This is a genomic window from Streptomyces sp. UNOC14_S4 (assembly GCF_020740835.1).
Classification (GTDB): domain Bacteria; phylum Actinomycetota; class Actinomycetes; order Streptomycetales; family Streptomycetaceae; genus Streptomyces.
This window is the reverse complement of sequence record NZ_JAINFC010000059.1, coordinates 1-23,480: the sequence shown is the minus strand read 5'-3', so window position 1 is coordinate 23,480 and position 23,480 is coordinate 1. Positions and strand designations below refer to the sequence as shown.

General features: G+C 71.1%; 25 protein-coding genes. 17 read left to right on the top strand and 8 right to left on the bottom strand.

Annotation, left to right across the window (positions count from 1 at the left end):
* Nucleotides 1-58: 58 nt before the first annotated feature.
* Complete coding sequence (npdG, locus tag K6I34_RS08150) at nucleotides 59-763, bottom strand: NADPH-dependent F420 reductase (RefSeq protein ID WP_229323677.1); 705 nt, start codon at nucleotides 761-763, stop codon at nucleotides 59-61.
* A gap of 130 nt (nucleotides 764-893) precedes the next feature.
* On the opposite strand from npdG, the gene K6I34_RS08145 reads away from it, so the two are divergent.
* Nucleotides 894-1,523: a hypothetical protein gene (locus K6I34_RS08145; RefSeq protein ID WP_229323675.1), complete on the top strand. Its 630-nt coding sequence runs from the start codon at nucleotides 894-896 to the stop codon at nucleotides 1,521-1,523.
* Nucleotides 1,524-1,587: 64 nt separating this feature from the next.
* Nucleotides 1,588-2,925, top strand: coding sequence for an MFS transporter (locus K6I34_RS08140; protein ID WP_374230852.1), 1,338 nt, complete (start codon nucleotides 1,588-1,590; stop codon nucleotides 2,923-2,925).
* 140 nt (nucleotides 2,926-3,065) lie between these two features.
* On the opposite strand, the gene K6I34_RS08135 is transcribed toward K6I34_RS08140, so the two are convergent.
* Nucleotides 3,066-3,296, bottom strand: a complete 231-nt coding sequence (locus K6I34_RS08135; RefSeq protein WP_229323673.1) for a hypothetical protein — start codon at nucleotides 3,294-3,296, stop codon at nucleotides 3,066-3,068.
* A 68-nt stretch (nucleotides 3,297-3,364) separates the two neighbouring features.
* On the opposite strand from K6I34_RS08135, the gene map reads away from it, so the two are divergent.
* Together map and K6I34_RS08125 are read left to right on the top strand one after the other, a co-directional pair.
* The gene (map, locus tag K6I34_RS08130; RefSeq protein ID WP_229323671.1) at nucleotides 3,365-4,222 is read left to right on the top strand and encodes a type I methionyl aminopeptidase; all 858 of its coding nucleotides are present in this window, start codon (nucleotides 3,365-3,367) and stop codon (nucleotides 4,220-4,222) included.
* Nucleotides 4,223-4,436: 214 nt separating this feature from the next.
* A complete protein-coding gene (locus K6I34_RS08125; RefSeq protein ID WP_229323669.1) occupies nucleotides 4,437-5,105 on the top strand; it encodes a heme oxygenase (biliverdin-producing) in 669 nt (222 codons plus the stop codon).
* A gap of 161 nt (nucleotides 5,106-5,266) precedes the next feature.
* Here the strand turns inward: K6I34_RS08125 and K6I34_RS08120 are convergent, their stop codons facing one another.
* Together K6I34_RS08120 and K6I34_RS08115 are read right to left on the bottom strand one after the other, a co-directional pair.
* Entirely contained in the window at nucleotides 5,267-6,910 is a 1,644-nt protein-coding gene (locus K6I34_RS08120) for an HtaA domain-containing protein (protein ID WP_229323667.1), read from the bottom strand.
* A 136-nt stretch (nucleotides 6,911-7,046) separates the two neighbouring features.
* Nucleotides 7,047-8,435 (bottom strand): HtaA domain-containing protein, encoded by a 1,389-nt coding sequence (locus tag K6I34_RS08115; protein ID WP_229323665.1) that lies wholly within the window; start codon nucleotides 8,433-8,435, stop codon nucleotides 7,047-7,049.
* Between the two features lie 127 nt (nucleotides 8,436-8,562).
* Between K6I34_RS08115 and K6I34_RS08110 the strand changes: the two genes are divergently transcribed.
* From K6I34_RS08110 to K6I34_RS08080, 7 genes are all read left to right on the top strand, one after another.
* Nucleotides 8,563-9,639 (top strand): ABC transporter substrate-binding protein, encoded by a 1,077-nt coding sequence (locus K6I34_RS08110; RefSeq protein ID WP_229323663.1) that lies wholly within the window; start codon nucleotides 8,563-8,565, stop codon nucleotides 9,637-9,639.
* Nucleotide 9,640: 1 nt separating this feature from the next.
* On the top strand, nucleotides 9,641-10,726 hold the full coding sequence (locus tag K6I34_RS08105; RefSeq protein ID WP_229323661.1) for an iron ABC transporter permease: 1,086 nt from the start codon (nucleotides 9,641-9,643) through the stop codon (nucleotides 10,724-10,726).
* Between the two features lie 112 nt (nucleotides 10,727-10,838).
* Nucleotides 10,839-11,687, top strand: coding sequence for a heme ABC transporter ATP-binding protein (locus K6I34_RS08100; protein ID WP_229323659.1), 849 nt, complete (start codon nucleotides 10,839-10,841; stop codon nucleotides 11,685-11,687).
* 155 nt (nucleotides 11,688-11,842) lie between these two features.
* A complete protein-coding gene (efeO, locus tag K6I34_RS08095) occupies nucleotides 11,843-12,973 on the top strand; it encodes an iron uptake system protein EfeO (protein ID WP_229323657.1) in 1,131 nt (376 codons plus the stop codon).
* Nucleotides 12,974-12,995: 22 nt separating this feature from the next.
* The gene (gene efeB, locus K6I34_RS08090; RefSeq protein ID WP_229323655.1) at nucleotides 12,996-14,291 is read left to right on the top strand and encodes an iron uptake transporter deferrochelatase/peroxidase subunit; all 1,296 of its coding nucleotides are present in this window, start codon (nucleotides 12,996-12,998) and stop codon (nucleotides 14,289-14,291) included.
* Nucleotides 14,292-14,325: 34 nt separating this feature from the next.
* Nucleotides 14,326-15,315, top strand: coding sequence for an iron uptake transporter permease EfeU (efeU, locus tag K6I34_RS08085; protein ID WP_229323653.1), 990 nt, complete (start codon nucleotides 14,326-14,328; stop codon nucleotides 15,313-15,315).
* A complete protein-coding gene (locus K6I34_RS08080) occupies nucleotides 15,233-16,204 on the top strand; it encodes a hypothetical protein (protein ID WP_229323681.1) in 972 nt (323 codons plus the stop codon). Before efeU ends, K6I34_RS08080 begins: the two co-directional genes overlap by 83 nt.
* A gap of 96 nt (nucleotides 16,205-16,300) precedes the next feature.
* Here K6I34_RS08080 and K6I34_RS08075 read toward each other — a convergent pair whose 3' ends face one another.
* Together K6I34_RS08075 and K6I34_RS08070 are read right to left on the bottom strand one after the other, a co-directional pair.
* Nucleotides 16,301-17,014 carry a bifunctional DNA primase/polymerase gene (locus K6I34_RS08075; protein ID WP_229323651.1) on the bottom strand — a complete coding sequence of 238 codons (714 nt, stop codon included), beginning with the start codon at nucleotides 17,012-17,014 and terminating at the stop codon, nucleotides 16,301-16,303.
* 121 nt (nucleotides 17,015-17,135) lie between these two features.
* Nucleotides 17,136-17,747: a TetR/AcrR family transcriptional regulator gene (locus K6I34_RS08070; RefSeq protein WP_229323649.1), complete on the bottom strand. Its 612-nt coding sequence runs from the start codon at nucleotides 17,745-17,747 to the stop codon at nucleotides 17,136-17,138.
* Between the two features lie 137 nt (nucleotides 17,748-17,884).
* On the opposite strand from K6I34_RS08070, the gene K6I34_RS08065 reads away from it, so the two are divergent.
* Together K6I34_RS08065 and ddaH are read left to right on the top strand one after the other, a co-directional pair.
* The gene (locus K6I34_RS08065) at nucleotides 17,885-18,067 is read left to right on the top strand and encodes a DUF6243 family protein (RefSeq protein WP_229323647.1); all 183 of its coding nucleotides are present in this window, start codon (nucleotides 17,885-17,887) and stop codon (nucleotides 18,065-18,067) included.
* Nucleotides 18,068-18,216: 149 nt separating this feature from the next.
* Entirely contained in the window at nucleotides 18,217-19,053 is an 837-nt protein-coding gene (gene ddaH / locus K6I34_RS08060; protein WP_374230849.1) for a dimethylargininase, read from the top strand.
* Nucleotides 19,054-19,060: 7 nt separating this feature from the next.
* Here the strand turns inward: ddaH and K6I34_RS08055 are convergent, their stop codons facing one another.
* On the bottom strand, nucleotides 19,061-20,071 hold the full coding sequence (locus K6I34_RS08055) for a small ribosomal subunit Rsm22 family protein (RefSeq protein ID WP_229323645.1): 1,011 nt from the start codon (nucleotides 20,069-20,071) through the stop codon (nucleotides 19,061-19,063).
* Nucleotides 20,072-20,237: 166 nt separating this feature from the next.
* On the opposite strand from K6I34_RS08055, the gene K6I34_RS08050 reads away from it, so the two are divergent.
* Both K6I34_RS08050 and K6I34_RS08045 read left to right on the top strand, forming a co-directional pair.
* Nucleotides 20,238-20,600 (top strand): hypothetical protein, encoded by a 363-nt coding sequence (locus tag K6I34_RS08050; RefSeq protein ID WP_229323643.1) that lies wholly within the window; start codon nucleotides 20,238-20,240, stop codon nucleotides 20,598-20,600.
* Nucleotides 20,593-20,859 carry a hypothetical protein gene (locus K6I34_RS08045; protein ID WP_229323641.1) on the top strand — a complete coding sequence of 89 codons (267 nt, stop codon included), beginning with the start codon at nucleotides 20,593-20,595 and terminating at the stop codon, nucleotides 20,857-20,859. The genes K6I34_RS08050 and K6I34_RS08045 overlap by 8 nt, the downstream gene beginning before the upstream one ends.
* Before the next feature lie 64 nt (nucleotides 20,860-20,923).
* Here K6I34_RS08045 and K6I34_RS08040 read toward each other — a convergent pair whose 3' ends face one another.
* Complete coding sequence (locus tag K6I34_RS08040; protein ID WP_229323639.1) at nucleotides 20,924-21,496, bottom strand: pYEATS domain-containing protein; 573 nt, start codon at nucleotides 21,494-21,496, stop codon at nucleotides 20,924-20,926.
* 85 nt (nucleotides 21,497-21,581) lie between these two features.
* On the opposite strand from K6I34_RS08040, the gene K6I34_RS08035 reads away from it, so the two are divergent.
* Both K6I34_RS08035 and K6I34_RS08030 read left to right on the top strand, forming a co-directional pair.
* Nucleotides 21,582-22,034: a recombinase family protein gene (locus K6I34_RS08035; protein ID WP_229323637.1), complete on the top strand. Its 453-nt coding sequence runs from the start codon at nucleotides 21,582-21,584 to the stop codon at nucleotides 22,032-22,034.
* Nucleotides 22,035-22,109: 75 nt separating this feature from the next.
* Nucleotides 22,110-23,324, top strand: a complete 1,215-nt coding sequence (locus tag K6I34_RS08030; protein WP_229323635.1) for a helix-turn-helix domain-containing protein — start codon at nucleotides 22,110-22,112, stop codon at nucleotides 23,322-23,324.
* The last annotated feature ends 156 nt before the right edge of the window (nucleotides 23,325-23,480 follow it).

Here is a 23,480-nt window from a genome sequence, read left to right as displayed (position 1 = left end):
GTCGCGCAGGCCGCCCCCGGGCCCGTCCCGCCCCCGACGCCGCGGGTCACACGTCGGGTCACACGTCCGTGACGCGCAACCCCGCGTGCGCCTTGTAGCGCCGGTTCATGGAGATCAGGTTCGCGACGAGCGACTCCACCTGGTGGGCGTTGCGCAGCCGCCCGGCGAAGACGCCGCGCATGCCGGGGATGCGGGCGGCCAGCGCCTGCACCAGGTCCGTGTCGGCCCGCTTCTCGCCGAGGACCATCACGTCGGTGTCGATCTCGGCGATCTCCGGGTCGGAGAGCGGCACCGCGGACAGGTGGTGGAACGCGGCGGTGACCCGCGAATCCGGCAGCAGGGCCGCGGCCTGCTGCGCGGCGCTGCCCTCCTCCGGCTCGAGCGCGTAGGCGCCCTGCTTGTCGAAGCCGAGCGGGTTGACGCAGTCGACGACGAGCTTCCCGGCGAGCTCCTCGCGCAGCGACTCCAGGGTCTTCGCGTGGCCCTCCCACGGCACCGCGACGATCACGATGTCGCTGCGCCGCGCGCACTCGGCGTTGTCGGCGCCCTCGACACCGAGCCCGAGCTCGGCGGCCGCGGTCCGCGCGCGCTCGGCGGCGCGCGAACCGATGATCACGCGCTGGCCGGCCTTGGCGAGCCGGTAGGCGAGCCCGCGGCCCTGGTCACCGGTGCCACCGAGGACGCCGACCACCAGGCCGGAGACGTCGGGGAGCTCCCAAGGATCCTTGGCCGGCGCCTTCTTCGTGTCGTCAGAAGTAGTCATGCGGGGATGATTTCACGCGGCGAAATCCGGTCACGCGCCTGCCCGTACGGGCGGGCGCGCGCCTGCCCGTACGGGTGAGGAGAGCGAACCGGCCCCACCCCGGCCCGGCCGGTGCGCCATGATGCCGCCCATGGACGCAGTCCGGGTCGCGCTGCTGCGCGAAGTACTCGCCGGGACCGAATGGCTCCAGTCCACCCGCCGTTTCGCGGGCACGCTGCGGTCCTCGGTCACCCGTCACCACGGCGGCCTGCTGCTCGTCGGCACCGCGGAGTACGAACCCTGGCACCTGGCCGCGCACTTGGACGACGAGGCCGCCTGGTCGGGGCTGCCCGAGCTCTCCCCCACGCTGGTCCGGCACCGGGTGCCGCCCGGTGTCCCGGCGCACCTGTCGGTGGGGCTCGGCCGCCTGGAGGCGACGCGCCGGGGCGAGACGCTGCTGGTGATCACCCCGCAGGCGCCGGGGGAAGGGCTGCTGGAGCGGGTGCACGACGTACGCCGCGGCGGCGCGACGGTGCTGGCGCTGGACGGCACGTCCGACGGCGAGGGCTCCGAGCTGTGCGCCCTCGCCCACGACCGGCTGGCCGTGCCGCCCACCGTGCCGTCCTCGACGTCGACGGAGCTCGACCTCGACACGGTGCAGCACCTGGTCAGCGCGGCCGCCGGGGAGAACAGCCCGCCCGTGCCGCGCGGCCGCCGCTTCCGGGACCGGCTGGCCCGCCTCGCGGACCAGCTCACGGCCCCGCCGCCGCCCCGCTGGTAGGCCCCTGGCAGGAGCCGCGAAAACCGTTTGTGCCCGGTCCCGGGCCCATGGACCATGGACTCCCGTGACTGAGCACGACCCCTCCGATCCCCCCTGCCATACGAGCCCCTCGGGCCCCCTCCGCAGGCTGCGCGCCCTGCTGCCCGACCTGACCCCGTGGCGCGCCTCCGCGGACTTCCGCCGCATGTGGCTGGCGGGCCTGGTGACCGTCTTCGGCACCTTCCTGACCTTCGTCGCGGTACCGCTCCAGCTCAAGGAGCTGACGGGTTCGGCGCTCGCCGTCGGCGCGGTCGGCGCGGTCGAGCTCGTCCCGCTGATCGTCTTCGGGCTGTACGGCGGCGCGCTCGCCGACGCCATGGACCGCCGCAAGCTGATCCTGTGGACCGAGGCCGGCCTCGGCCTCCTCTCGGCGATCCTGCTGCTCAACACGCTGCTGCCGGAGCCGATGATCTGGCCGCTGTACGTGGTGGCGGCGCTGACCAGCGCGCTGAGCGGGCTCCAGCGCCCCGCGATGCAGGCGATCGTGCCGCGCATCGTCGCGCACGACCAGTTGCCCGCGGCCATCGCCCTGAACTCGATGCGCTGGCAGCTCGGCGCGATCGCGGGCCCCTCCCTCGCGGGCCTGATCGTCGCCTACGCGGGCCTGCCCTGGGCGTACGGCCTGGACCTCGTGTCGTACGCGGTCTCCGGCGTGCTGCTGCTCGGTCTCACCCCCTCCCCCGCCGCGCGCGAGGCGGACAAGCCGTCGCTGAGCGGCATCCTGGAGGGCGCGCGCTACGCCTGGAGCCGCAAGGAACTGCTGGGCACGTACGCGATCGACATGGCGGCCATGCTGTTCGCCTTCCCCACCGCGATCTTCCCGTTCCTCGCGGACGACCTGGACGCGCCCTGGGCGCTGGGCCTGATGTACGCGGCGGGCGCCGTCGGCTCCCTGGTGGTGAGCCTGACCAGCGGCTGGGTGTCCGCCATCCACCGGCACGGCCGGATGGTCGTCCTCGCGGCACTCGGCTGGGGCGCGGCCATGGCGGTGGCGGGCTGGATGCCGAACGTCTGGCTGGTGCTGCTGTTCCTGGCGGTGGCCGGTGGCTGCGACACGGTGAGCGGCCTCTTCCGCTCGGCGATCTGGGACCAGACCATCCCGGACGAGCTGCGGGGCCGCCTGGCGGGCATAGAGATGCTCTCCTACTCCCTCGGCCCCCAGATCGGCCAGGTCCGCGCGGGCGGCATGGCCTCCCTCACCAACGCCCGCACCTCGGTCTGGACGGGCGGCGTCGCCTGCGTCGTCTCGGTGGGCCTCCTGGCGGCCTCCCTCCCGAAGCTCGTCTCGTACGACGCCCGCACGAACGAACACGCGGTGCGGATGCGCACCCGCAAGGCGGCGGAAGTGGCTGAGGCGGCGTAGCCGCCCGCGGAGGGGCCGGGCCCCGTAAGGGGCGCGGGGAACTGCGCGACCAGCCACAGCGGCCCCGCAGCCGCGCGCGGAGCGCAAGAGGCACCCCAATAGGCCCGGGGGACGGGGGGCGAAGCCCCCGGAGGGGGCGATCACTCGCCCGGAGGCCGCGCCGCGTCGTCGTCGTTCCAGCGAGGATCCTCCCGCCAGGCCTCATTCCGCTCACGCGCCGTCTCCATCGCGTGCGCCGCCTCCTCCCGCGTCCCGTAAGGGCCCATGCGGTCGGCGGCCCGGCACTCCGGCCCCTCCTCGACCGTCTGGTGCTTGAGGCAGTAGTACCACTCCCCCGGCCTACCGGCCTCGCGCCTCTTGAACAGTGCCATCAGGTTCTCCCTCGCTCGTCGCCTCTCGCCCACATGGTCCCCGATGCGCCCTGGATACACTCGCTGACATGTCTGGCCAGTCGCTTCTCACTCCGGGGACCATCTCCCCCACCCGCTCCGTACCCGCCTCGATCCCGCGGCCCGAGTACGTCGGCAGGAACATGCCGACGCCGTACGACGGCCCCGAGACCCAGAGCGCCGAGACGATCGAGCGGATGCGGATCGCGGGCCGCATCGCCGCGCGGGCGATGGAGGAGGCGGCCAAGCACATCGCCCCGGGCGTGACGACGGACGAGCTCGACCGCGTCGCGCACGAATACATGTGCGACCACGGCGCCTACCCCTCGACACTCGGCTACCGCGGCTTCCCGAAGTCGCTGTGCTCGTCGGTCAACGAGGTGATCTGCCACGGCATCCCGGACTCGACCGTGCTGCGCGACGGCGACATCGTCAACCTCGACGTGACGGCCTTCATCGGCGGCGTGCACGGCGACAACAACGCCACCTACCTGGTCGGCGAGGTGGACGAGGAGTCCCGCCTGCTGGTGGAGCGCACGCGCGAGGCGCTCGACCGCGCGATCAAGGCGGTCAGACCCGGCCGCCGGATCAACATCATCGGCCGCGTGATCGAGTCGTACGCCAAGCGCTTCGGCTACGGCGTCGTCCGCGACTTCACGGGGCACGGCATCAACTCGTCCTTCCACTCCGGCCTGATCGTCCCGCACTACGACAGCCCGCACCACGACACCCTGATCCAGCCGGGGATGACCTTCACCATCGAGCCGATGCTGACGCTGGGGACGTACGAGTACGACATGTGGGAGGACGGCTGGACGGTCGTCACCAAGGACCGCAAGCGGACGGCTCAGTTCGAGCACACGCTGGTGGTGACGGACACGGGGGCGGAGATCCTGACCCTGCCGTAACCATGACCGCGATCATGAATCCCCCTGTGCGAGCAGGGGGATTTTCTTTTTCGGCCACACGAAGAGTGATCCGGCGGGGTAAGGTTTTTACCGACAGCATGTCGGGAAAGCATTGACTTAGGTAAGCCTAAGTAGAGAGAATCGGGACACGGTGGCACGCTTCCGCGTCCCCGTTCCCCGCCGCTCCCCTTTTCTCGGTCCCCGGAGGTCCGTTTTGGACGCGCCCGCCCCCGCCAGTACGCCGTTCTCCACGCTGATCCGCACCGCCTCGCACGAGCAGCACACGGAGGCGGAGAACTCGTCGTTCATGAGCGACATGCTCGGGGGCAGGCTGGGCGTCGACGCCTACCGGCGCTACACCGAGCAGCTCTGGTTCGTCTACCGCGCGCTGGAGTCCGCGTCCGCGGCACTGGCCGACGACCCGGTCGCGGGCCCCTTCATACGCCCCGAGCTGGCCCGCACCGCCGAGCTGGAGCGCGACCTCGCCCACCTCGGCGGCCCCGGCTGGCACACGGGCCTCGCCCCGCTGCCCGCGACGGCCGCCTACGCGGCCCGCGTCGAGGAGTGCGCCCGCGACTGGCCCGCGGGCTACGTCGCCCACCACTACACCCGCTACCTGGGCGACCTCTCGGGCGGCCAGATCATCCGCGGCACCGCCGAGAAGACCTGGGGCTTCGCCCGCAAGGGCGACGGTGTCCGCTTCTACGTCTTCGAGGCCATCGGCAACCCGGCGGCCTTCAAGCGCGAGTACCGCGAGCTGCTGGACGCGCTGCCGGTCGACGACCTGGAGAAGCAGCGGGTGATCGACGAGTGCAGGCGCGCTTTCGCGCTGAACACGGAGATGTTCCGCGAGCTGGGACGGGAGTTCCCGCTGAGTGCGTAAGTCCGTGCCCCGTAAGGGGCGCGGGGAACTGCGCGACCAGCCACGCATGGTCCGCAGACGCACGCCGGGCTCACGAGGCACCCCCGTAGGCGTGCCCCACCGGCCCGCAGACGAAAAACGAAACGGGGCCCGGGGCAGAGCCCCGGACCCCGGCAGCGGCATCAGCCCTGCTGCTGCGCGCGGCGACGGCGCGCGACGAAGACCGCCGCGCCACCGCCCACGATGAGGGCGGCCGCGCCACCCAGGATCGGGCCGGTCGGCAGATCGGCACCGGTCTTGGCCAGCGAACCGTTGGCAGTGGTGTCGTTGGCCGCCGCACCACCGGTGGTGGAGCCGCCCGTGGTGGCGGTGGTGTTGGTGGCGGTCGTGCCACCGGTCGTCGTGCCGGTGTCGCCGCCCGTCGTACCGGATTCGGAGGTGTTGCCCGACGGGACGTCGGGGAGCTTGGCGTTCTTGTCGACGGCGACGGAGATCGTCACCGGGTCCAGGGTTGCGCCCTTCGCGACGATGTCGTCCTGCCCGTAGCGGAACACGTCCTCCCCGCCCTTCGCCAGCGTCGCCGGGACGGCCGACAGCGTCACCACGCCGTCCTTGGCCTTCAGGGCGTCTTCGTCGATCGTCAGGGCGGCGAGCTCGACGGTCTTCTTCGCGGGAGCCTTGTTGTCGGTCTTGGACGTGACATCGGCGATGATCTTGCCGGTCTTGCCGGTCACCTCGACCTTGAGGCCCGAGAACTTCAGGTCCAGGCCGGCCCCGTTGGCGGTGAAGCGGACCACACCATCGAACGTGGCGTCGAGCTTCTTGTCCTTCTCGATGTACGTGCCCTTCCCCTTGGGGAAGCGGTAGCCGCCGCTGAAGGACTTCGCGCCGTCCGTGGGCTCGGCCTTGCCGTTGTGGCTGTCGATGTACTTGCGGAAGGTCTCCGACAGCCCCCAGTCGAGGTTGCCGTCGGTGAGCTTGACGGACTTGGCCTTGTCGTCCCCGCCCGTCGTGTTCCCGCTCGTCGTACCCGCGTCCGAACCGCCGGTCTGACCGGCCGTGGCCCCACCGTTACCGCCGGTGGCACCGTCGGTCGTCTTGCCGTCGGCCGGGTCCGGGGTCTGCACGGGCTGCTTCACCTTGAAGCTGAGCCGGTCGAGCGCATCGTCCTGCTTGAAGGGCTTGACCTCCGCGCCCTTCTCGTCCTTGTACGTGAACGCGTCCGCCCCGGCCTGCGTCAGCTTCGCGGATATGTCCTTGAGAGCGTACGTGCCGTCGGCCGCGGTCGCCGTGACGTCGTCCAGCTTCGCGAGCTCGACGCCCTCGTGCTTCCCGCCGGCGTTCGTGACGTCGGCCATGATCTTGCCGGCCTTGCCCTGTGCCGCGTCGGTGACGACCTTCAGGCCGGAGAGCTTGACGTCGAGCGCGTAGCTCTTGTCCGCCTTCTTGTGGCCCTGGAACTGCACACTGCCCTTGAAGGTCGTGGTGATCGCCTCGGCCGTCTTGACGGACGTGCCCTCGGCGAAGGTGAACTCACCGCTCCCACCGAGCCGCTTGGCCCCATCGGCGGTGTTGATCTTCCCTTGAGTCCCGGCGAGGTCGTCGCGAAGCGACTTCTTCACGCCCCACTGGAGCGTGCCGACCTCGAGCTCCTTCGGGTTCTCCTTCTGGTCCTTCTTCTTCAGATCCTGCGTCTGCTGCTGCCCACCCCCAGTGGTCGTCGTGGCCGCATCGACCGCATACGCGGGTGCGGTCAGGACGGTCGCCCCAAGGGCAGTCGCCGTGGCCAGCGCCGCGATTGCGGCACGACGTGCGGTGACGGTCATTCAATTCTCCTAGAGAAACTTGAGCTCACTGATATCGGAGTGCAACGCCTATGACATCAGGTGCCCAAGGACAGGGAAAGGCCCGGGTCGGCCGTGACGCATGGGGGAACGTCACGGACGACACCGGGCACGCCGGTCATTCCCCTGAAACGGAATCAGAATCCCCCACCGCGGACACCGCCCGGCGCTTGCGAACCCACAGGAACGCGCCGCCCGCCAGCACCAGCACGGCGATGCCGCCGACCGTAACCGGAAGCACCGGGAAAGAAGACCCGGAAGAAGAGGACGAGGAAGAAGAAGCCGCGGCCGGCGCGGCCGAGGCCGACGGGGACGGCGCCGGGGACGCCTTCCCCCGCTCCGGCGAGGACGGCAGCGCCGGCACCGCCGCCTTGCCGTCGAGCGGCACGGCGAGCGAGACGGGGTCCATGTCCGCACCCTCCTGGTACACCCCGCCGAACGCCTTCGCGCCCTCGGCGGTCAGCTTGGCCGGGGCCTCCGACACCACTGCCAGGCCGCCCTTCTCCGCCAGCCCCGACGCGTCGAAGGTGACGAGCGGGACATCCTTGCCGGTGCCGCGGCCGTTGCCCGCGACATCGGCCGTCAGCGTGCCCTTGCCGTCCTTCACCGCCGCCTTGACCCCCCCGAACGCGAGGTCGAGGTGCTTGCCGGTGAAGCGGAGGGTGCCCGCGAAGGAGGCGTCGAGGGTCTTCGCCTCCATGTCGTACGTCCCCTTGCCCTGCGGGAAGCGGAAGAGCGCTCCGCCGTCCTGGGCGCCGTCGCTCAGCTGCCACTTGCCCTGGGAGGCCGGACCGGTGACGTACTCCCGGAACGTGCGCCGCACGCCCCAGTCGACGGCGGCACCGGTGAACTCGCCCTGCGGCGGCGCCGAAGCGCCCGGCGCCGTGAGCATGTCGGCCGACAGGCCCACGGGGTCGAGGGCCGCACCGGCCTTGTAGAAACCGGCGAACGCCTTCTCGCCCTCCGCGGTGAGGGTCGCGGGGACGTCGGCGAGCGCGACGGCGTCCTCGTCGCGCAGGTGCACACCGGAGAGGTCGAGGGACGCGAACGGCACCTGGGATGTCGTGGTGGCCTTGTTCGTCTTCCTGGCCTTGCTCGTCACATCGAGGTAGAGCGTGCCCTTGCCGTCCGCGATACGGACGGAGGGAGCGCTGAAGACGAGGTCCAGGGCGTAGGAGCCGTCGGGGTTCTTATGCCCGGTGAAGCGCACGCCTCCCTGGTAGGCCGCTTCGAGGGCGCCGCGTCCGGCGTCGTACGTGCCCTTGGCGGAGTGGAAGCGGAACTGGCTGTCGCCCTCCGCGGTGGCCCCGTCCTGGAGTTCCCAGCCTCCCTGGGCCGCGGGCCCGGTGAGGTAGCTCCGGAAGGAGGACTTGACGCCCCAGTCCAGCCGCCCGCCCGAGACCTCGCGGCCGTCCGCCGCATGCGCCGCGGCCGTGGGGAGCAGGGCTACGAGCAAGGTCGCGAGGAGCGCGACGACAGGAGCGCGGGCGGGTCTGGGCGGCAGCATCGAGGGCCCCTTCCGGGCAGGTCGGCACATCGCCACACGCGGACAGCAGGCATGGCGATTTAGGTAAGGCTAACCTAAGCTACATCCCGTCACGTCGGAAACCCCGACCGGAGCGAAAGGCGGAACCGTGCTTCAACGGCAGTCGGCGCGCAGGCCCATACGTACCCCACGCCGTACCGGCGCACTCGCCGCCCTGCTCACGTTTCTCGCCGTTCTCACCGGGCTCACCGGGGTCACCGCCTGCTCGACGGACGGTGCCGCGGGCGGAGGCGGAAGCGGAACCGCCACAAAGCGCACCACCGCCGCCGACCGTGTCGACCCCCTCCCCGGCACGCCCCGCCCTCAGCTGCCCGTCACCGTACGGTCCGCCGACGGCCACGACGTGACCGTGCACGCCGCGGACCGGATCGTCCCGCTCACCGGGGCGCTGTCCGAGATCGTGTTCACCCTCGGGCTCGGCGAGCACGTGGTCGCGCGCGATGTCACCGCCACCTTCGAGCAGGCGGCCGAGCTGCCCGTGGTCACCAGGGCGCACGACGTCTCGGCGGAGAGCGTGCTCTCGCTCAAGCCGACGCTCGTCCTCGCGGAGACCACCACCGGCCCGGCCACGGCCATCGAGCAGATCCGCGCCGCCGGGGTCCCCCTCCTCGTGCTCGACCCGGCGAAGAAGCTCGCCGACGTCGGCCCGCGCATCGACAAGGTGGCCGCGGCCCTCGGTGTGCGCGCTGCGGGCGACGAGCTGCGCCGCCGCACCGACGAGCGCATAGCCGCGGCGGAGAAGGGCATTCCACGTAACGGCGCGAAGCCCCGCGTCGCCTTCCTCTATCTGCGCGGCTCCGCCTCCGTCTATCTCCTCGGCGGCCCCGGCTCCGGCGCGGATTCCCTGATCGAGGCCGCGGGCGGCACCGACGCGGGCGAGGACTCGGGGCTGAAGAAGGACTTCACCCCCATCACCAGCGAGGCCCTGGCCAAGGCGGCGCCGGACGTCATCCTCGTGATGGACGGGGGCCTGGACTCGGTCGGCGGCACGGACGGACTGCTCAAGATCCCCGGTGTCGCCGAGACCCCCGCCGGGCTCGACCGCCGCATCGCTTCCATCGGCGACGGCGTCCTGCTGAACTTCGGCCCCCGCACCGACACCGTGCTCTCCTCCCTGATCGAGCAGATCCACCAGGTCCACCGGATCCCCACGAAGGGCGCGTGACATGGCCGTGCTGACCGATCCCCCGGCCGTACGGGCCACCGGCGACGGGCCACCGCCGCGCCGCCGCGTGGGCACCGCCCTCACCGTCGGCATGACCGTGGCCCTCCTCGCCCTGTGTCTGCTCTCGGCGGGCACCGGCGCGTACGGCATCCCCCTCGGCGACGTACTGGGCTCCGTGCTCCACCGCGCCGGGCTCGGCGGCGCCGCGCTGGACCGGGTCGGCGAGAGCGTGCTGTGGAACGTGCGCCTGCCGCGCGTGGTCCTCGCGCTGCTCGTCGGCGCGTCCCTGGGCTGCGCGGGGGCGCTGATGCAGGGCGTGTTCGGCAATCCGCTGGCCGAGCCCGGCGTCATCGGCGTCTCGGCGGGCGCGGCCGTCGGGGCCGTCTCCTCGATCGCCTTCGGGCTGAGCTTCCTCGGCACCTGGACGGTGAGCGCCGGCGCGTTCGCGGGCGGGCTGCTGACGGTCCTGATGGTCTACGCCCTGTCACGGACCGGCGGGCGGACGGAGGTCGTCACCCTCATCCTCACCGGCATCGCCGTGAACGCGTTCGCGGGCGCCCTCATCGGGCTGTGCGTCTTCTTCGCGGACAACGCGCAACTCACCCAGATCACCTTCTGGCAGCTCGGCTCGCTCTCCCAGGCGACCTGGCCGAAAGTGCTCGCCGTGCTCCCGTGCGCCCTGGTGGGGCTGGCCGTCGCGCCCCTGTACTCCCGGAAGCTGGACCTCCTCGCCCTCGGCGAACGCCCCGCGCGCCACCTCGGGGTGGACGTCGAGCGGCTGCGCCTCACCCTGGTGCTGGTGGTCGCGCTGCTGACGGCGGCGGCGGTGGCGGTCGCCGGGATCATCACGTTCGTCGGGCTGCTGGTCCCGCACCTGCTGCGCATGGCGGCGGGCCCTGGCCACCGCTTCCTCGTCCCCGGCAGCGCGCTGGGCGGCGGCCTCGTCATCGTCGCCGCCGACCTCGCGGCCCGCACGGCCGCGCAGCCCGCGGAACTCCCCCTGGGCGTACTGACGGCACTCTTCGGCAGCCCGTTCTTCTTCTGGCTGCTGAGAAGGACGCGGCGCAAGCAAGGAGGCTGGGCATGAGCAAGAAGCACGTCAGCCACGCCGGTCGCCCCGGCCGGGGGTCCGGGGGTTGGCCCCCGGGAAAGCACAGCTGGCTGCTGCGCAGGACCCGCCGCAAGCAAGGAGGCCGGCCATGACGAGGCCGTGGTTCCGGTCGCGTACGCGGCAGCTGCCGCTGCCCTCGCCCATCGGCACCGTACGGGCCGAGGCCCGTGCCCTGCGGGTACGGGTCGGGGGGCGCACCGTGCTGTCCGAGGTGGAGCTGGGCGCCGTCGGCGGCGAGGTGCTCGCGCTGGTGGGGCCGAACGGCGCGGGGAAGTCCACCCTGCTCGCCGCGCTCGCCTGCGACCTGCCCGCGGAGTCGGGCGAGGTGTGGATCGACGGCCGCCCGGCCGCCGCCTGGACGCCCGCCGACCTCGCGCTGCGCCGGGCCGTGCTGCCGCAGTCGGCCGAGCTGTCGTTCCCCTTCTCCGTCGAGGAGGTCGTCCGGATGGGGCGCGCGCCCTGGGCCGGGACCGAGGCGGAGGACGAGGACGAGGAGGCGGTGCGCGCCGCCATGGCCGCCACCGAGGTGACCGCCTTCGCGGATCGTTCGTTCTCCGCGCTGTCCGGCGGCGAGCGGGCCCGGGTCGCGCTGGCCCGCGTCCTCGCGCAGCGCGCCTCGCTGCTGCTGCTCGACGAGCCGACGGCCGCGCTGGACCTGCGCCATCAGGAACTGGTGCTGCGGATCTGCCGGCTGCGCGCCGCGGCGGGCGACGCCGTGGTGGTCGTGCTGCACGACCTGGGGCTCGCGGGGGCGTACGCGGACCGGGTCGCCGTGCTGCACGAAGGGCGCATCGCGGCGGAGGGTCCGCCGGACCGGGTCTTCGAGGCGGAATTGCTCAGCCGTGTGTATATGCAGCCGGTGGATGTAATTGATCATCCGCGTACGGGAGAGCCTTTGGTGATCCCGAGACGGGAGGGTCACGTTTTCACTTCATGAGGCCGTTCATGAGGCCGTGAGAGCAGGATCACGCACCATTTGGGGAACAGGGTAGGCAAGCCTCAGATAAGTTAGGGCGGCCTAATTAGGGAGAAGGTTTCGGCCATACGCTGTCCGGAATCCCTCCCTCCTCTCCGAGTAAGCCTGGAGCCCTCATGCGTGCCCTCCGCTCCTCCGCCGTCGCCGCCGTCGCGGCGGCAGCGGCGCTGACCGCCGTGTCCGGTTGTGCCGAGAAGTCGAGCGGCAAGGACTCCGACGCCGTCAACATCACGGCCTCCGACGACAAGTGCGAGGTCTCCACGACCTCGTTCCCGGCCGGGCACGTCAAGATCAACGTCAAGAACAAGGGCTCCAAGGTCACCGAGGTGTACGTCTACGCCCCGGACGACCGGATCGTGACCGAGCGCGAGAACATAGGCCCCGGCACCAAGGCCGAGATCACCGCCACCATCAAGGCGGGCTCGTACGAGATCGCCTGCAAGCCCGGGATGAAGGGCGACGGCATCCGTCAGAAGATCACCGTCACGGGCGGCGGCGCGGAGAAGAAGAGCGACCCCGAGCTCGACAAGGCGGTCGCCGAGTACCGCAAGTACGCGCAGCAGCAGGCCGACGAGACGATCCCGGCCGCGCAGAAGTTCGCGGACGCGATCAACAAGGGCGACCTCGACGAGGCGAAGAAGACCTACGCTCCCTCCCGCGTCGGCTGGGAGCGCACCGAGCCGGTCGCGGAGTCCTTCGGTGACATCGACCCGAAGGTGGACGTCCGCGAGGACGGCCTGGAGAAGGACCAGAAGTGGACCGGCTGGCACAAGCTGGAGAAGTCGCTCTGGGACGACAAGAAGATCACGGACGACGACAAGAAGCTGGCCGACCAGCTGATGGCCGACCTGAAGGACTGGCAGAAGCGCGTCGGCACCGCCGAGATCACCCCGACCAGCATGGCCAACGGCGCCAAGGAACTCCTCGACGAGGTCTACCGGAACAAGATCACCGGTGAGGAGGAGCGCTACTCCCACACCGACCTGGTCGACTTCGAAGGCAACGTGGACGGCGCCGAGAAGGCGTACGGACTGCTGAAGCCGGTCGCGGCCAAGCACGACCCCGAGCTCGTCAAGGAGCTGGACAAGCAGTTCGAGGCGGTCAAGAAGGCGCTCGACGCCTACCGCGAGGGCGACGGCTTCAAGTCGTACGACAGCGTCGGCAAGGACGACCGCAAGAAGCTGTCCGACGTCGTCAACGCGCTCTCCGAGCCGCTGTCCAAGCTCGCCGCGGCCGTCGCGAAGTAACGAAGCAACGGGGATTCCTGACATGGCAGAAGAGAACGCGGAAAAGAACGTGGCGGAAGAGAACAAGACGACGGAGCGCAGGCCCGCTCCCTCCCGCCGCGCCCTGCTCGGCTGGGGCGGCGCCGGCCTGGCGCTCGGCGCGGCCGCCGCCGGCGGCACCGTCACGGCCCTGCGCCTCGGCGACGACACCGCGCCCGCGGCCTCCACGGGCGACGCCGTGCCCTTCCACGGCGACCACCAGGCGGGCATCGCCACCGCCGTGCAGGACCGGCTGCACTTCGCGGCCTTCGACGTCACGACCACCGACCGGGCCGCGCTCGTCAAGCTGCTCCAGGAGTGGACGGCCGCCGCGGCGCGGATGACGGCCGGGCACGAGGTCGGCGAGGGCGCGATCGGCGACAACGACGAGCTGCCGCCGGACGACACCGGCGAGGCGCTCGGCCTCAAGCCCTCCCGGCTCACCCTGACCTTCGGCGTCGGCCCCGGCCTCTTCGAGAAGGACGGCAAGGACCGCTTCGGGCTGAAGTCCCGCCGTCCCAAGGCCCTGATCGACCTGCCCGCCTTCCCCGGCGACAACCTCGACGCGGCCCGCAGCGGCGGCGACCTGTGCGTCCAGGCCTGCGCGGACGACCCCCAGGTCGCGGTGCACGCGATCCGCAACCTCGCCCGCATCGGCATGGGCCGCGTCGCGATCCGCTGGTCGCAGCTCGGCTTCGGCAAGACGTCCTCGACGACGCCCGACGCCCAGACGCCGCGCAACATGCTGGGCTTCAAGGACGGCACCCGGAACATCGCGGGCACCGAGAACGACCGGCTCGACAAGTTCGTCTGGGTCGGCGAGAAGGACGGCCCGGACTGGATGGTCGGCGGCTCCTACCTCGTCGCCCGCCGCATCCGCATGCACATCGAGACCTGGGACCGCACCTCGCTCAAGGAGCAGGAGGACGTCTTCGGCCGCGACAAGACGGAGGGCGCGCCGCAGGGCATGCAGCGCGAGCGCGACGAGCCCAACCTCAAGGCCATGAAGGACACCGCCCATGTGCGGCTGGCCCACCCGGACAGCAACAACGGCGTGACCATCCTGCGCCGCGGCTACTCCTTCACCGACGGCACCGACGGCCTGGGCCGCCTGGACGCGGGGCTGTTCTTCATCGCGTACCAGAAGGACGTACGGGACGGCTTCGTGCCGCTCCAGACGCGCCTGGCGGCCAAGGACGCCCTCAACGAGTACATCCAGCACGTGGGTTCTGCGGTCTTCGCCGTCCCGCCGGGCGTCCGCGGCAAGGACGACTGGTGGGGCAAGGCGCTCTTCGCGTGATCGACGTTTCGGAAGAAACAGGAGGGAACGCCGCATGTTCGGCAACTACCTGATCGGCCTGCGCGAGGGCCTGGAGGCCAGCCTGGTCGTCTGCATCCTCGTCGCCTATCTGGTGAAGACGGGACGGAGGGACGCGCTGCGTCCGGTCTGGCTCGGCATCGCCGTGGCCGTGCTGCTGAGCATGGGCTTCGGCGCCCTGCTCCAGTTCGGCTCGCAGAGCATGACGTTCAAGTCGCAGGAGATGCTGGGCGGCTCGCTGTCCGTCATCGCCGTCGGCCTGGTGACGTGGATGGTCTTCTGGATGCGGCGCACCGCGCGGCACCTGAAGAAGGAGCTGCACGGCAAGCTCGACGCGGCGCTCGCCATGGGCACCGGCGCCCTGGTCCTCACGGCCTTCCTGGCCGTGGGGCGCGAGGGCCTGGAGACCGCGCTGTTCATCTGGACGGCCGTGCAGGCCACGGACGACGGGGTACGGCCGCTGGTCGGCGCGCTGCTCGGGCTGCTCACCGCGGTGGTGCTGGGCTGGCTGTTCTACCGGGGCGCGCTGCGGATCAACCTGGCGAAGTTCTTCACCTGGACCGGCGGCATGCTCGTCGTGGTGGCCGCGGGCGTGCTCGCGTACGGCTTCCACGACCTCCAGGAGGCCGACGTCCTGCCGGGTCTGGGCAGCAAGGCGTTCGACATCAGCGAGCAGATCCCCGCCGACAGCTGGTACGGCACCCTGCTCAAGGGCGTCTTCAACTTCCAGCCGGACCCGACCTGGCTCCAGGTCGCGGTGTGGACGGTGTATCTGGTCCCCACCCTCCTGTTCTTCTTCGCCCCGGGTAGGGTGGCGGCGCCGAACCGAGCGGCCACCCGAGCAGCCACCGAGGAGTCGAAGTCCCATGACACGCCGTCAGTCCCGCAGGCCGAGGCCGACGGCCCTTCCGGCCGCGCTGACGGTGTCGGCGCTGCTGCTGGCGGCGACCGGGTGCGTGACGGTGCACGGGGAACGGGAGATCGTCCCGGCGGTGGAGAAGGCTGAGGCCCCCGAGGTCCTCAAGCGCTTCACCGACGGCTACAACGAGGCGTACCGCAAGCTCGACCGGGGCGTGATCGCCCGGGTCGAGAGCGGTCCGCTCGCCGAGATCGGCTATGCCGACATGACGACGCAGAACGCGGTGACGCCCGGCGGCAACCCGAAGTACCCGCCGCTCGTCCTCGACGACGCGCGTTTCCTCATACCCGAGCAGGCGGGCTGGCCGAAGTTCTTCGTGGCCGACACGCACAGCAACCGCGACGGCAACCGCTGGTTCGTGGTGTTCCTCCGGGACGGCGTGAAGGACCCCTGGCGGGCCGGCTACCTGTCGATCCTCTCCCCGGACCGCGTGCCGAAGTTCGTCACCGACGAGGACGGCTGGGCGGAGGCCGTGCCCACGGCCAAGGGCGACGCCAAGGATGCCAAGGGCGCCAAGGGCAAGGACCAGGAGCTGGCCATGGCGCCCGGCGCGGTGAGCGCCGCGTACACCGACTTCCTGCGCGACGGCCAGGGCTCCGCGTTCGCGCCGGGGCCCCGGACCACGGGGATGCGCGAGGAGCGCGAGAAGATCAAGCGGACGCCGACGTTCTGGACGGAGTTCATCGACACTCCCGAACCGGCGGACGGCTTCCCCACCCCGGCCCTGCGGATCGAGGGCGGCGGAGCGATGGCCTTCTTCTCCGCCCACCACCGCGAACGCCGCACCATGGCCCAGGGCCTGCGGCCCGCCCTCACCGACCCCCGCATGAAGGCCCTCCTCAAGGGCGACCTCACGCGGTCGGTGACATACACCAAGGTCTCGGAGTCGGCGGTCCGGGTCCCCGCGGCGGGGAGCAAGGAAGGCGTCGCCTTCCTGAACCGCATCGAGAGCGTGACGGCGGTCCAGGGCGAGTAGCGCCCCTTCAGGGGCGCGGGGAACTGCGCGAGCAACCGTATACGGCCCGCAGCCGCGCACCGAGCGCAAGAGGCACCCCGGTAGGCGCAAGCGGACTCACCGCCCGATCGGCCACGCCTCCGACTCATGATGCTCGACCTGCGCACACGCATCCGTCAGAGCCTCAAGCAAAGAAAGCGGATCCGGCAGCCCCCGCTCCGGCCCGTACAGCCACGCCACGCCGCCCTCCGACGGCAGCAGCGACGGCGGCAGCAGCACATAGCTGCCGCGGCAGTGCCACCGCAGCCCGGGATGCTCGTCGAGCGTCTCGGGGTGGCAGTCCAGCTCGCACGGCCACCACTCGTCCTCGTCGTCGGGCGTACCGCGGGTGGCCGTGAAGAAGAGCATGCGGTCGGGCGTCACCGTGGCGACGGGCCCGACCTCGACCCCGGCGGACTCCAGCCGCTCCAGGGCCATCCGCCCGGCCTCGGCCGGTACGTCGAGGACGTCGTGGGCGATGCCGGTGGCGGTGACGAAATTGGCCTCCGGCTGGGTCCGCAGCCACTTGGTCACCTGCTCGGTGTCCGTGGTGGCGAGGGTCTGCCAGGCGAAGGAGACGGGGTGGCGGCCGGGCGTGGGACAGCCGATGCGTTCGCAGGAACAGCCGTATCCCGAGGGGTGGGCGGCCGGGGCCAGCGGGAAGCCCGCGGCGGCGGCGGCCAGGAGCAGTTCTTCGCGGTCGGCGGCCGAGGCCGCGCCGGTACCCGTATCGCGGCCCGCTCCGCTCCTGGAGCGGCGGAGCCACTGGGAGAACCTGCTCTTGCGTTCCATCTATCCCCTCACTTCGACCGCGGTCCGGCCTCAATGCTGCCACCATCCTGGGCCTGGTGTGACCGTCGGACGTATCCGGCTGGTGTGAGACGGGCCGCTCGCGCGGCCTCCCGCGCCGCCGTCAGCGGGGGGCGAGACCGCGCAGCGCGAGCTCGACGACGGTGTCCGCGTAGGCGTGGGACAGCGGCAGGGTACGGGTCTGCCAGCGGTGGAAGAGCGGGCCGACCAGGAGTTCCAGGGCGATCCGGGGGTCGACGTCCGCGGCGAGCTGCCCGGCCCGCTGGGCGGAGCGCAGCCGGCGGACGTACGCCTGGAGCTGGGGTTCGAGGACCTTCTCGGTGAGCGCCCGGCCGAGCTCGGGGTCGTTCTGCGTCTCGGCGTGCAGGGCGCGGGTGGGGGCGTCGAGGCGCTCGCTGAGGAGATCGTCCACGGTGGCCCGCAGGACGAGCTTGAGGTCGGCCTCCAGGTCACCGGTGTCGGGCAGCTCGATGTCCGCCGGGTCGAGGCCCTCGGGCACGACGGCCTCGAAGAGGACGGCCGCCTTGGAGGGCCACCAGCGGTAGATCGTCTGCTTGCCGACGCCCGCGCGCGCGGCGATGGCCTCGATCGTGAGCCTGGTGAAGCCGACCTCCCCGACGAGTTCGAGTGCGGCGTCGAGGATCGCGCGGCGGGAGCGCTCGCTGCGGCGGCTGACGTCGGGGCTCTTGGCGGCGGCGGGGGGCGTCTCGGGCATGGCCGCATCCTAGCGAGCGAGCACGGAGGCGAGACGTATCGTCTTGACGAGACGATACGTCTCGTTCAGAATGGAACACAGAACGAGACGCAACGTCTCGCTCCACATTCGTGATCATCCACCGAGAGGAGATCCCCATGAGCCGGGGCAACGCGGGCGGCATGCTCGGAGTCGGCGGTACCCGCAGCAACCTCTCCCGCGCCGCGCTCCGCGGCGGCGGCCGGGGCGGCGGTGCCGGAGGCGGCGCGGACGCGCTCGCCCAGAAGCGGGAGCTGCTGCGCAAGTTGCGCGAGGGGCGGAGCACCGCCGGCGAAGCGTAAGCGACCGCGCAGGGGGCAGGACCCTGGACGTACCAGGGTGCCGCGGGTAAACCACCCGTACGGTTCATATGCCAAAACCCCTGGAGCGAGGACGATTTGGGCACGTGCGACACCCCGCACGTGCCCTTCGTCACCGTGAGGAGCCCTCCTTGCGTACCGCTCCACCTGCCGCCGCCCCCGCGCGGCGGATCCCCTCCCCGCGGCGCTATCTGATGTGCCCGCCGGAGCACTTCAAGGTCACCTACTCCATCAACCCCTGGATGGACCCCGGCAAGCCGGTCGACCTGCGGCTCGCCCTGGCGCAGTGGGAGGACCTGCGCGACCGCTACCGCTCCCTCGGGCACACCGTGGAGGAGCTCGAACCGTGCCCCGGCCTGCCGGACATGGTCTACGCCGCGAACGGCGCCACCGTCGTGGACGGCCGGGTGCTCGGCGCCCGCTTCGCCCATCCCGAGCGGGCGGCCGAGGCCGCCGTCCACGCGGAGTGGTTCCGCGCGCACGGCTACGGGGACGTGCTCGAACCCGAGCACATCAACGAGGGCGAGGGGGACTTCACCGTCACCGCCTCCTGGCTGCTCGCCGGGCGCGGCTTCCGCAGCAGTCCCCTCTCCCACCCCGAGGCACAGGAGTTCTTCGGTCGGCCGGTCATCGGCCTGGACCTCGTCGACCCCCGCTACTACCACCTGGACACGGCCCTGGCCGTGCTCGACGGCGACGAGGTCATGTACTACCCCGGCGCCTTCTCCCCCGGCAGCCGGGCCGTGCTGGAGCGGCTCTTCCCCGACGCGCTGATCGCCACGGAGGAGGACGCGGCGGCGCTCGGCCTGAACGCGGTGAGCGACGGCCGCCACGTCCTGCTGCCGCAGGCGGCCGTGGGACTCTTCGAGCCCCTGCGCGCCCGGGGCTACGAGCCGATCGGGCTGGACCTCGGGGAGCTGCTCAAGGGCGGCGGCAGCGTGAAGTGCTGCACGCAGGAGCTGCGCTGACGGCGTGTCACTCCCCCTGGGGCGGCCAGGTGTCGCCCCAGTCGGTGTCGCGCGCGGCCTTGTAGAGCGGGCCGTGCCGCTTGGTCACGGTCTCGCGGACGAGCCCGTCCTCGGGGGTGCACAGGTCCAGGAGCACCTGCCCCTTGCGGATCTGCGGCTTGCGCACGACGCGCGCGGGCGCCGCCGGCACCTCGTCGTCACGCACCGCGGCCACGTAGGAGAACTTCTCGTCCTCGTACGCCAGCGAACCGCCCTTGACCTGCCGGTGCAGGGAGGAACGGCTGACCCGGGCGGAGAAGTGGCACCAGTCGGTGCCCGGCTCGATCGGGCAGGCGGCGCTGTGCGGGCAGGGCGCGACCACGCGGAAGCCCGCCGCGATCAGGCGGTCGCGCGCCTCGATGATCCGCAGGTAGCCCTCGGGGGTGCCCGGCTCGATCAGCACGACGGCCCGGGCGGCACGCGCCGCCTCGTCCGTCACGGCCCGGCGGGCGTCCTCGGTGAGCTCGCCCAGCACGTACGACACGGTGACCAGGTCCGTACCGTCCGGGATCGCGAGGGCGCCGCCGATCGTCTGCCGCCGCCACTCGGCACCGCGCAGCCCGGCGTCCCCGGCGCTCCGCGCCAGCTCGGCCCCGAGCGCGAGGGCGGGCTCGGCCCAGTCGAGGACGGTGGTACGCCGCTCGCACCCCTCCCAGGCCGCGGCCACCGCCCAGCTCGCGGCCCCGGTCCCGCCGCCGACGTCCACGTGCGTCGCGGGCACCCACTCCGGCATCCGCTCCCGGAACGCCTCCAGCGCGGCCCGCACCGCCTCGAACGTCGCGGGCATCCGGTACGCGGCGTACGCCACCACATCGGACCGGTCCCGCAGCACCGGCGTATGCGTCGGGGTCCGCCCCCGGTAGTTGGCGATCAGCCGCTCGACGGCCTGCGCGGCCTGCCGCGGCGGCAGCCCGTCGAGCAACGCGGCGAGCGAGGCGCGCAGGTTGTCGCTGGTGGGGAGGGAGTGGGGGGCGTGCATTTGGTGAAGTCTATGCGGCGGGTGTGTACGACACTCGGCAACCCTGGCGGCATGGGGTCAAACCTCTCCATGACGTCCAGAGGACCTATACCGTGGGCCCTGAGCATCATGAGCCGTACGGGCACGCCCCCAGGAACGGGCGGTACGCGCCCGCAGGAGGTCACGCATGAGTACTGCACCCACGCCGGAGCCCGCCGAGGAGATCACACCCCGGCCTGAACAGAACTTCGCCGCTCTGCGCGTGGCTCTCGCCCGGGTCGCTCCCGCCCGTATGCCCGAATTCCTCGCCGACCGCGACGTACTGTTCCAGCAGGCCACAGCCGAGGAGTCGTTCACACCGATCCGAGGGTTCCTCATCAAGTGGGCGACCGAGATCGAGATCGCCCGCCGCCCGGCGCTCGCCGAACGTATGCACCGCGCCCAGCGGACCATCCACTCCCTCGACCGTGATGATCCCGCGTGGCGTGCGGCGATGGACGAGGTCCTGGCTGTACACAATGAAGCACAGGCGGCGGTGACCGGTGCCTGACGGTCACGACTGGCACTGGGAGTACGACCCCGGCGCGGCCCACGTCATCGGCGGGCTGGACGACCTGCCTTCATCGCCCGGGTCGAGATCCGGAGCCGAAGAGCTCGTCAGGGCCGCGGCGGCGCTCTATCTCGACGGCACCACCTACCAGGGGGCCTCATCCGCCCTCGGCCGCGAGGTCGTCACCGGCGGTATGTTCGTCTTCCAGACCGTCCCTCGCCACCGGCGCGTCTGCGTCCTGCAGGTCACCGTCCTGTGAGTGCGCCGGAAAAATCCTGCCTTCGCGAGCGAGGAAGAGTGGGCGGACGAGCCGGCCTTTACGATCAGAAGTTCAGGTACCGTTCCAGCCGGATGGGCTCGGTGCTGCCCTCCACATAGACATCGGCCGTCAGGTTGAATGTTCCCCAGGCAGCCGTAGTGATCTCGAAGCCGGTCGAGCGATTCGTGACGATACGGTCAGGGTCCCGGAACGTCGGGTGCAGGTGGTAGACAACCCTGGTGACGCGGTCGAGATCGGAGTCCCTGTCACCCTCAAGGGCAATGCGGAGCCGGAAGTACCTGTAGCCGTTTCGGTCTATTGCGTTGTCGCGGTGCGCACTGTGAACCAGATGGACCCTGGGAGCAGCTTCGTTCGGAGCCTCGGTCAGTTCGGCCAGCGGCGGCGGCACTTCAAGAACGGGCTGCGCGCCCGGCTGGGGCTCAGCCCCGGTCGGGGTCTGCGGGGACGAAGGACCGAGCCTGATCCCTGACGCCCCCGCCTCGAAGGAGTCGCCGCGCTCGACTCGGCTATTGATCGCTTCGATGAGTCGCCCCAGCCCGGCGCGGAACTTGAACGCGAGGGTCAGCACCACAATCGGCCAGATCAAAGCTTGCAGAAAAGGTATCCAGTCCTTCATTTTCCCCCCGGGTGCCCAGCCAGGTCGGTACCGACCAACGGCATAGTCTGTCACCGGTCTTGTACAAGAGGAACTTGCGAAGGCCTTGACACTGGCGCGGGAGATCAGGGCCGCTGCGCCCAGGCAGTCGGTCGTTCTGTCCGTGGTGGAGATGAAGCGGCTTGCCCGCAGCGCCACTGAGCTCATGTCCCTGTCCGCCACGCTCCAGGCGGACGGCATCCAACTGGAACTCCTCTCCGGCCCGCTCCAGGGCGCCTACGACCCGAATGCCGCCGGGGCCATCGTGTTCGCCGTGCTCGCTGTCTCCGCGGAGGTGGAGCGGGAGGGGATACGGGAGGGGATACGGGAGAAGACGCTGGAAGGGCTGGACACTGCCGCCCGCAAGGGCAACCACGGAGGGCGTCCGGCCGTGATGGACGCTGACAAGCTTGCCGTTGCCAGGGCGCGCCGTGCGAAGGGCGAGAGCGTCACGGCCATCGCTAAGGCACTGGGTGTGTCCCGAACGACGCTGTACCGGGCACTTGCCGACGCGGAGTAGCCGCCCGCGGGGAATGGGCTGTCGGGGCACCAGGATCAGTCCCGTCTTGCCCAACTCCGGCGTAGCTTCTGTTTCATGGCTACTGAGCACTTGGGCGATCGCATCGGGAGACTGCGACGCCTTGCTGACCTCACCCAAGAGGGGTTGTCCGAGCGTTCCGGGGTGTCTGTGGACGTGGTCCGGAAGCTTGAGCAGCGGCGGAAGCACAGCGCGCGGCTGCCGACGCTGCACGCGCTTGCCAGGGGGCTTGGCGTGGAGCTGACGGCCCTTCTGGGGGACCCGCCGGGCGTTCCGTCGAGTGGTGATGCCGACCCGCCCCAGCTTGTGGCTGTCCGTCGCGCGATCATGCCGCCGCTGTTCGCCCCTCCTGCTGAACCGGAGGGCGTTGAGCGGCTGTCCCTGGCTCTCCTGCGGGCCGAACTCTCGGATGGGTGGACTCTGTATCACTCGGCGGAGTTCGGCCGCCTCATGGACGTTCTTCCGGGCATCATCACGGACGCTCGTCTCCTGGCTGCCGTGGGGAACCCGGAGCAGCGGGCGGCCGGTCAAGCAGCGCTGGGCAAAGCGTTGCAACTGGGTGGGCACCTGGCGATCCGGCTGGGCAAGACGGATCTTGCCCTCTCGGCGCTGGAGCGCGCCTACGCAGCCGCCGGGGATTCGTCGGACCCGTTGCTCGCTCCGATGGTGTCGGGCTCGGTGGCATGGGCCTATCAGCGGCAGGACCGGTTGGGCGACGCGCGGGATCTTGCCGTGCATGCCGCTGACGGGGTGGAGCGGCAGGACACAGGGACGGCGGAAGGCGTTCGTGTCTGGGGCGGCCTGCTGATGTCCGCGGCGACGTCGTATGCCCGGAGCGACGACTACGCGACCGCGAACGACATGATGGTGACTGCCGAGAAGGCGGCGGGCCGTCTGGCAACGCTCCCGCCCCCCAGCGACGGCAAGCTGGTGTCGGTGTTCAGCCGGTCGTCGGTACGTATCGAACGGGTTCGTCTGGCCGTCCAGCATGAGCGGCCCGAGGAAGCGTTGACGCTGGCCAGGGGTATGAGGCTGAGCAGGGACACCCCGCCCTCATGGCGGACCTGGCTCCTGCTGGACCTGGCCCGCGCACACACCGACATCGGGGACGCGCTCGGAGCGGTGAGGACGCTGGAGAAGCTACGGCAGGTCGCCCCGGGATGGATGCGGCACCACACCCTGGCCGTGGCGATCGTCAGCGACTTGTGGAACGGGCCGGCGCGACCGCCGGGCCTGCGTAAGCTCGCCGAGTTCCTGGACGTCGTCAGCTAGGCGCTGAGACTAGGACGTTCCGTCCCTGTAGCGTCTCTAGAACTCTGTGTGTGCCTGTGGTTTCCAGGCTTTTCGGGCGCGGCGTGGCCGTCTGCGGTTGTCGTCCGGTGGTCCGAACCTCGGAGTGAGGGGGTGGACTTCGGTGGCGTGCAGGTG

Excerpts from the sequence above, each read along its gene's own strand:
- K6I34_RS08030 (WP_229323635.1), top strand. The coding sequence starts at position 22,110 with ATGGCTACTGAGCACTTGGGCGATCGCATCGGGAGACTGCGACGCCTT.
- K6I34_RS08055 (WP_229323645.1), bottom strand. The coding sequence starts at position 20,071 with ATGCACGCCCCCCACTCCCTCCCCACCAGCGACAACCTGCGCGCCTCG.
- K6I34_RS08105 (WP_229323661.1), top strand. The coding sequence starts at position 9,641 with ATGGCCGTGCTGACCGATCCCCCGGCCGTACGGGCCACCGGCGACGGG.
- K6I34_RS08040 (WP_229323639.1), bottom strand. The coding sequence starts at position 21,496 with ATGAAGGACTGGATACCTTTTCTGCAAGCTTTGATCTGGCCGATTGTG.
- efeB (WP_229323655.1), top strand. The coding sequence starts at position 12,996 with ATGGCAGAAGAGAACGCGGAAAAGAACGTGGCGGAAGAGAACAAGACG.
- efeU (WP_229323653.1), top strand. The coding sequence starts at position 14,326 with ATGTTCGGCAACTACCTGATCGGCCTGCGCGAGGGCCTGGAGGCCAGC.
- efeO (WP_229323657.1), top strand. The coding sequence starts at position 11,843 with ATGCGTGCCCTCCGCTCCTCCGCCGTCGCCGCCGTCGCGGCGGCAGCG.
- K6I34_RS08075 (WP_229323651.1), bottom strand. The coding sequence starts at position 17,014 with ATGGAACGCAAGAGCAGGTTCTCCCAGTGGCTCCGCCGCTCCAGGAGC.
- K6I34_RS08115 (WP_229323665.1), bottom strand. The coding sequence starts at position 8,435 with ATGCTGCCGCCCAGACCCGCCCGCGCTCCTGTCGTCGCGCTCCTCGCG.
- K6I34_RS08050 (WP_229323643.1), top strand. The coding sequence starts at position 20,238 with ATGAGTACTGCACCCACGCCGGAGCCCGCCGAGGAGATCACACCCCGG.
- K6I34_RS08100 (WP_229323659.1), top strand. The coding sequence starts at position 10,839 with ATGACGAGGCCGTGGTTCCGGTCGCGTACGCGGCAGCTGCCGCTGCCC.
- K6I34_RS08070 (WP_229323649.1), bottom strand. The coding sequence starts at position 17,747 with ATGCCCGAGACGCCCCCCGCCGCCGCCAAGAGCCCCGACGTCAGCCGC.
- K6I34_RS08145 (WP_229323675.1), top strand. The coding sequence starts at position 894 with ATGGACGCAGTCCGGGTCGCGCTGCTGCGCGAAGTACTCGCCGGGACC.
- K6I34_RS08065 (WP_229323647.1), top strand. The coding sequence starts at position 17,885 with ATGAGCCGGGGCAACGCGGGCGGCATGCTCGGAGTCGGCGGTACCCGC.
- K6I34_RS08120 (WP_229323667.1), bottom strand. The coding sequence starts at position 6,910 with ATGACCGTCACCGCACGTCGTGCCGCAATCGCGGCGCTGGCCACGGCG.
- map (WP_229323671.1), top strand. The coding sequence starts at position 3,365 with ATGTCTGGCCAGTCGCTTCTCACTCCGGGGACCATCTCCCCCACCCGC.
- npdG (WP_229323677.1), bottom strand. The coding sequence starts at position 763 with ATGACTACTTCTGACGACACGAAGAAGGCGCCGGCCAAGGATCCTTGG.
- K6I34_RS08135 (WP_229323673.1), bottom strand. The coding sequence starts at position 3,296 with ATGGCACTGTTCAAGAGGCGCGAGGCCGGTAGGCCGGGGGAGTGGTAC.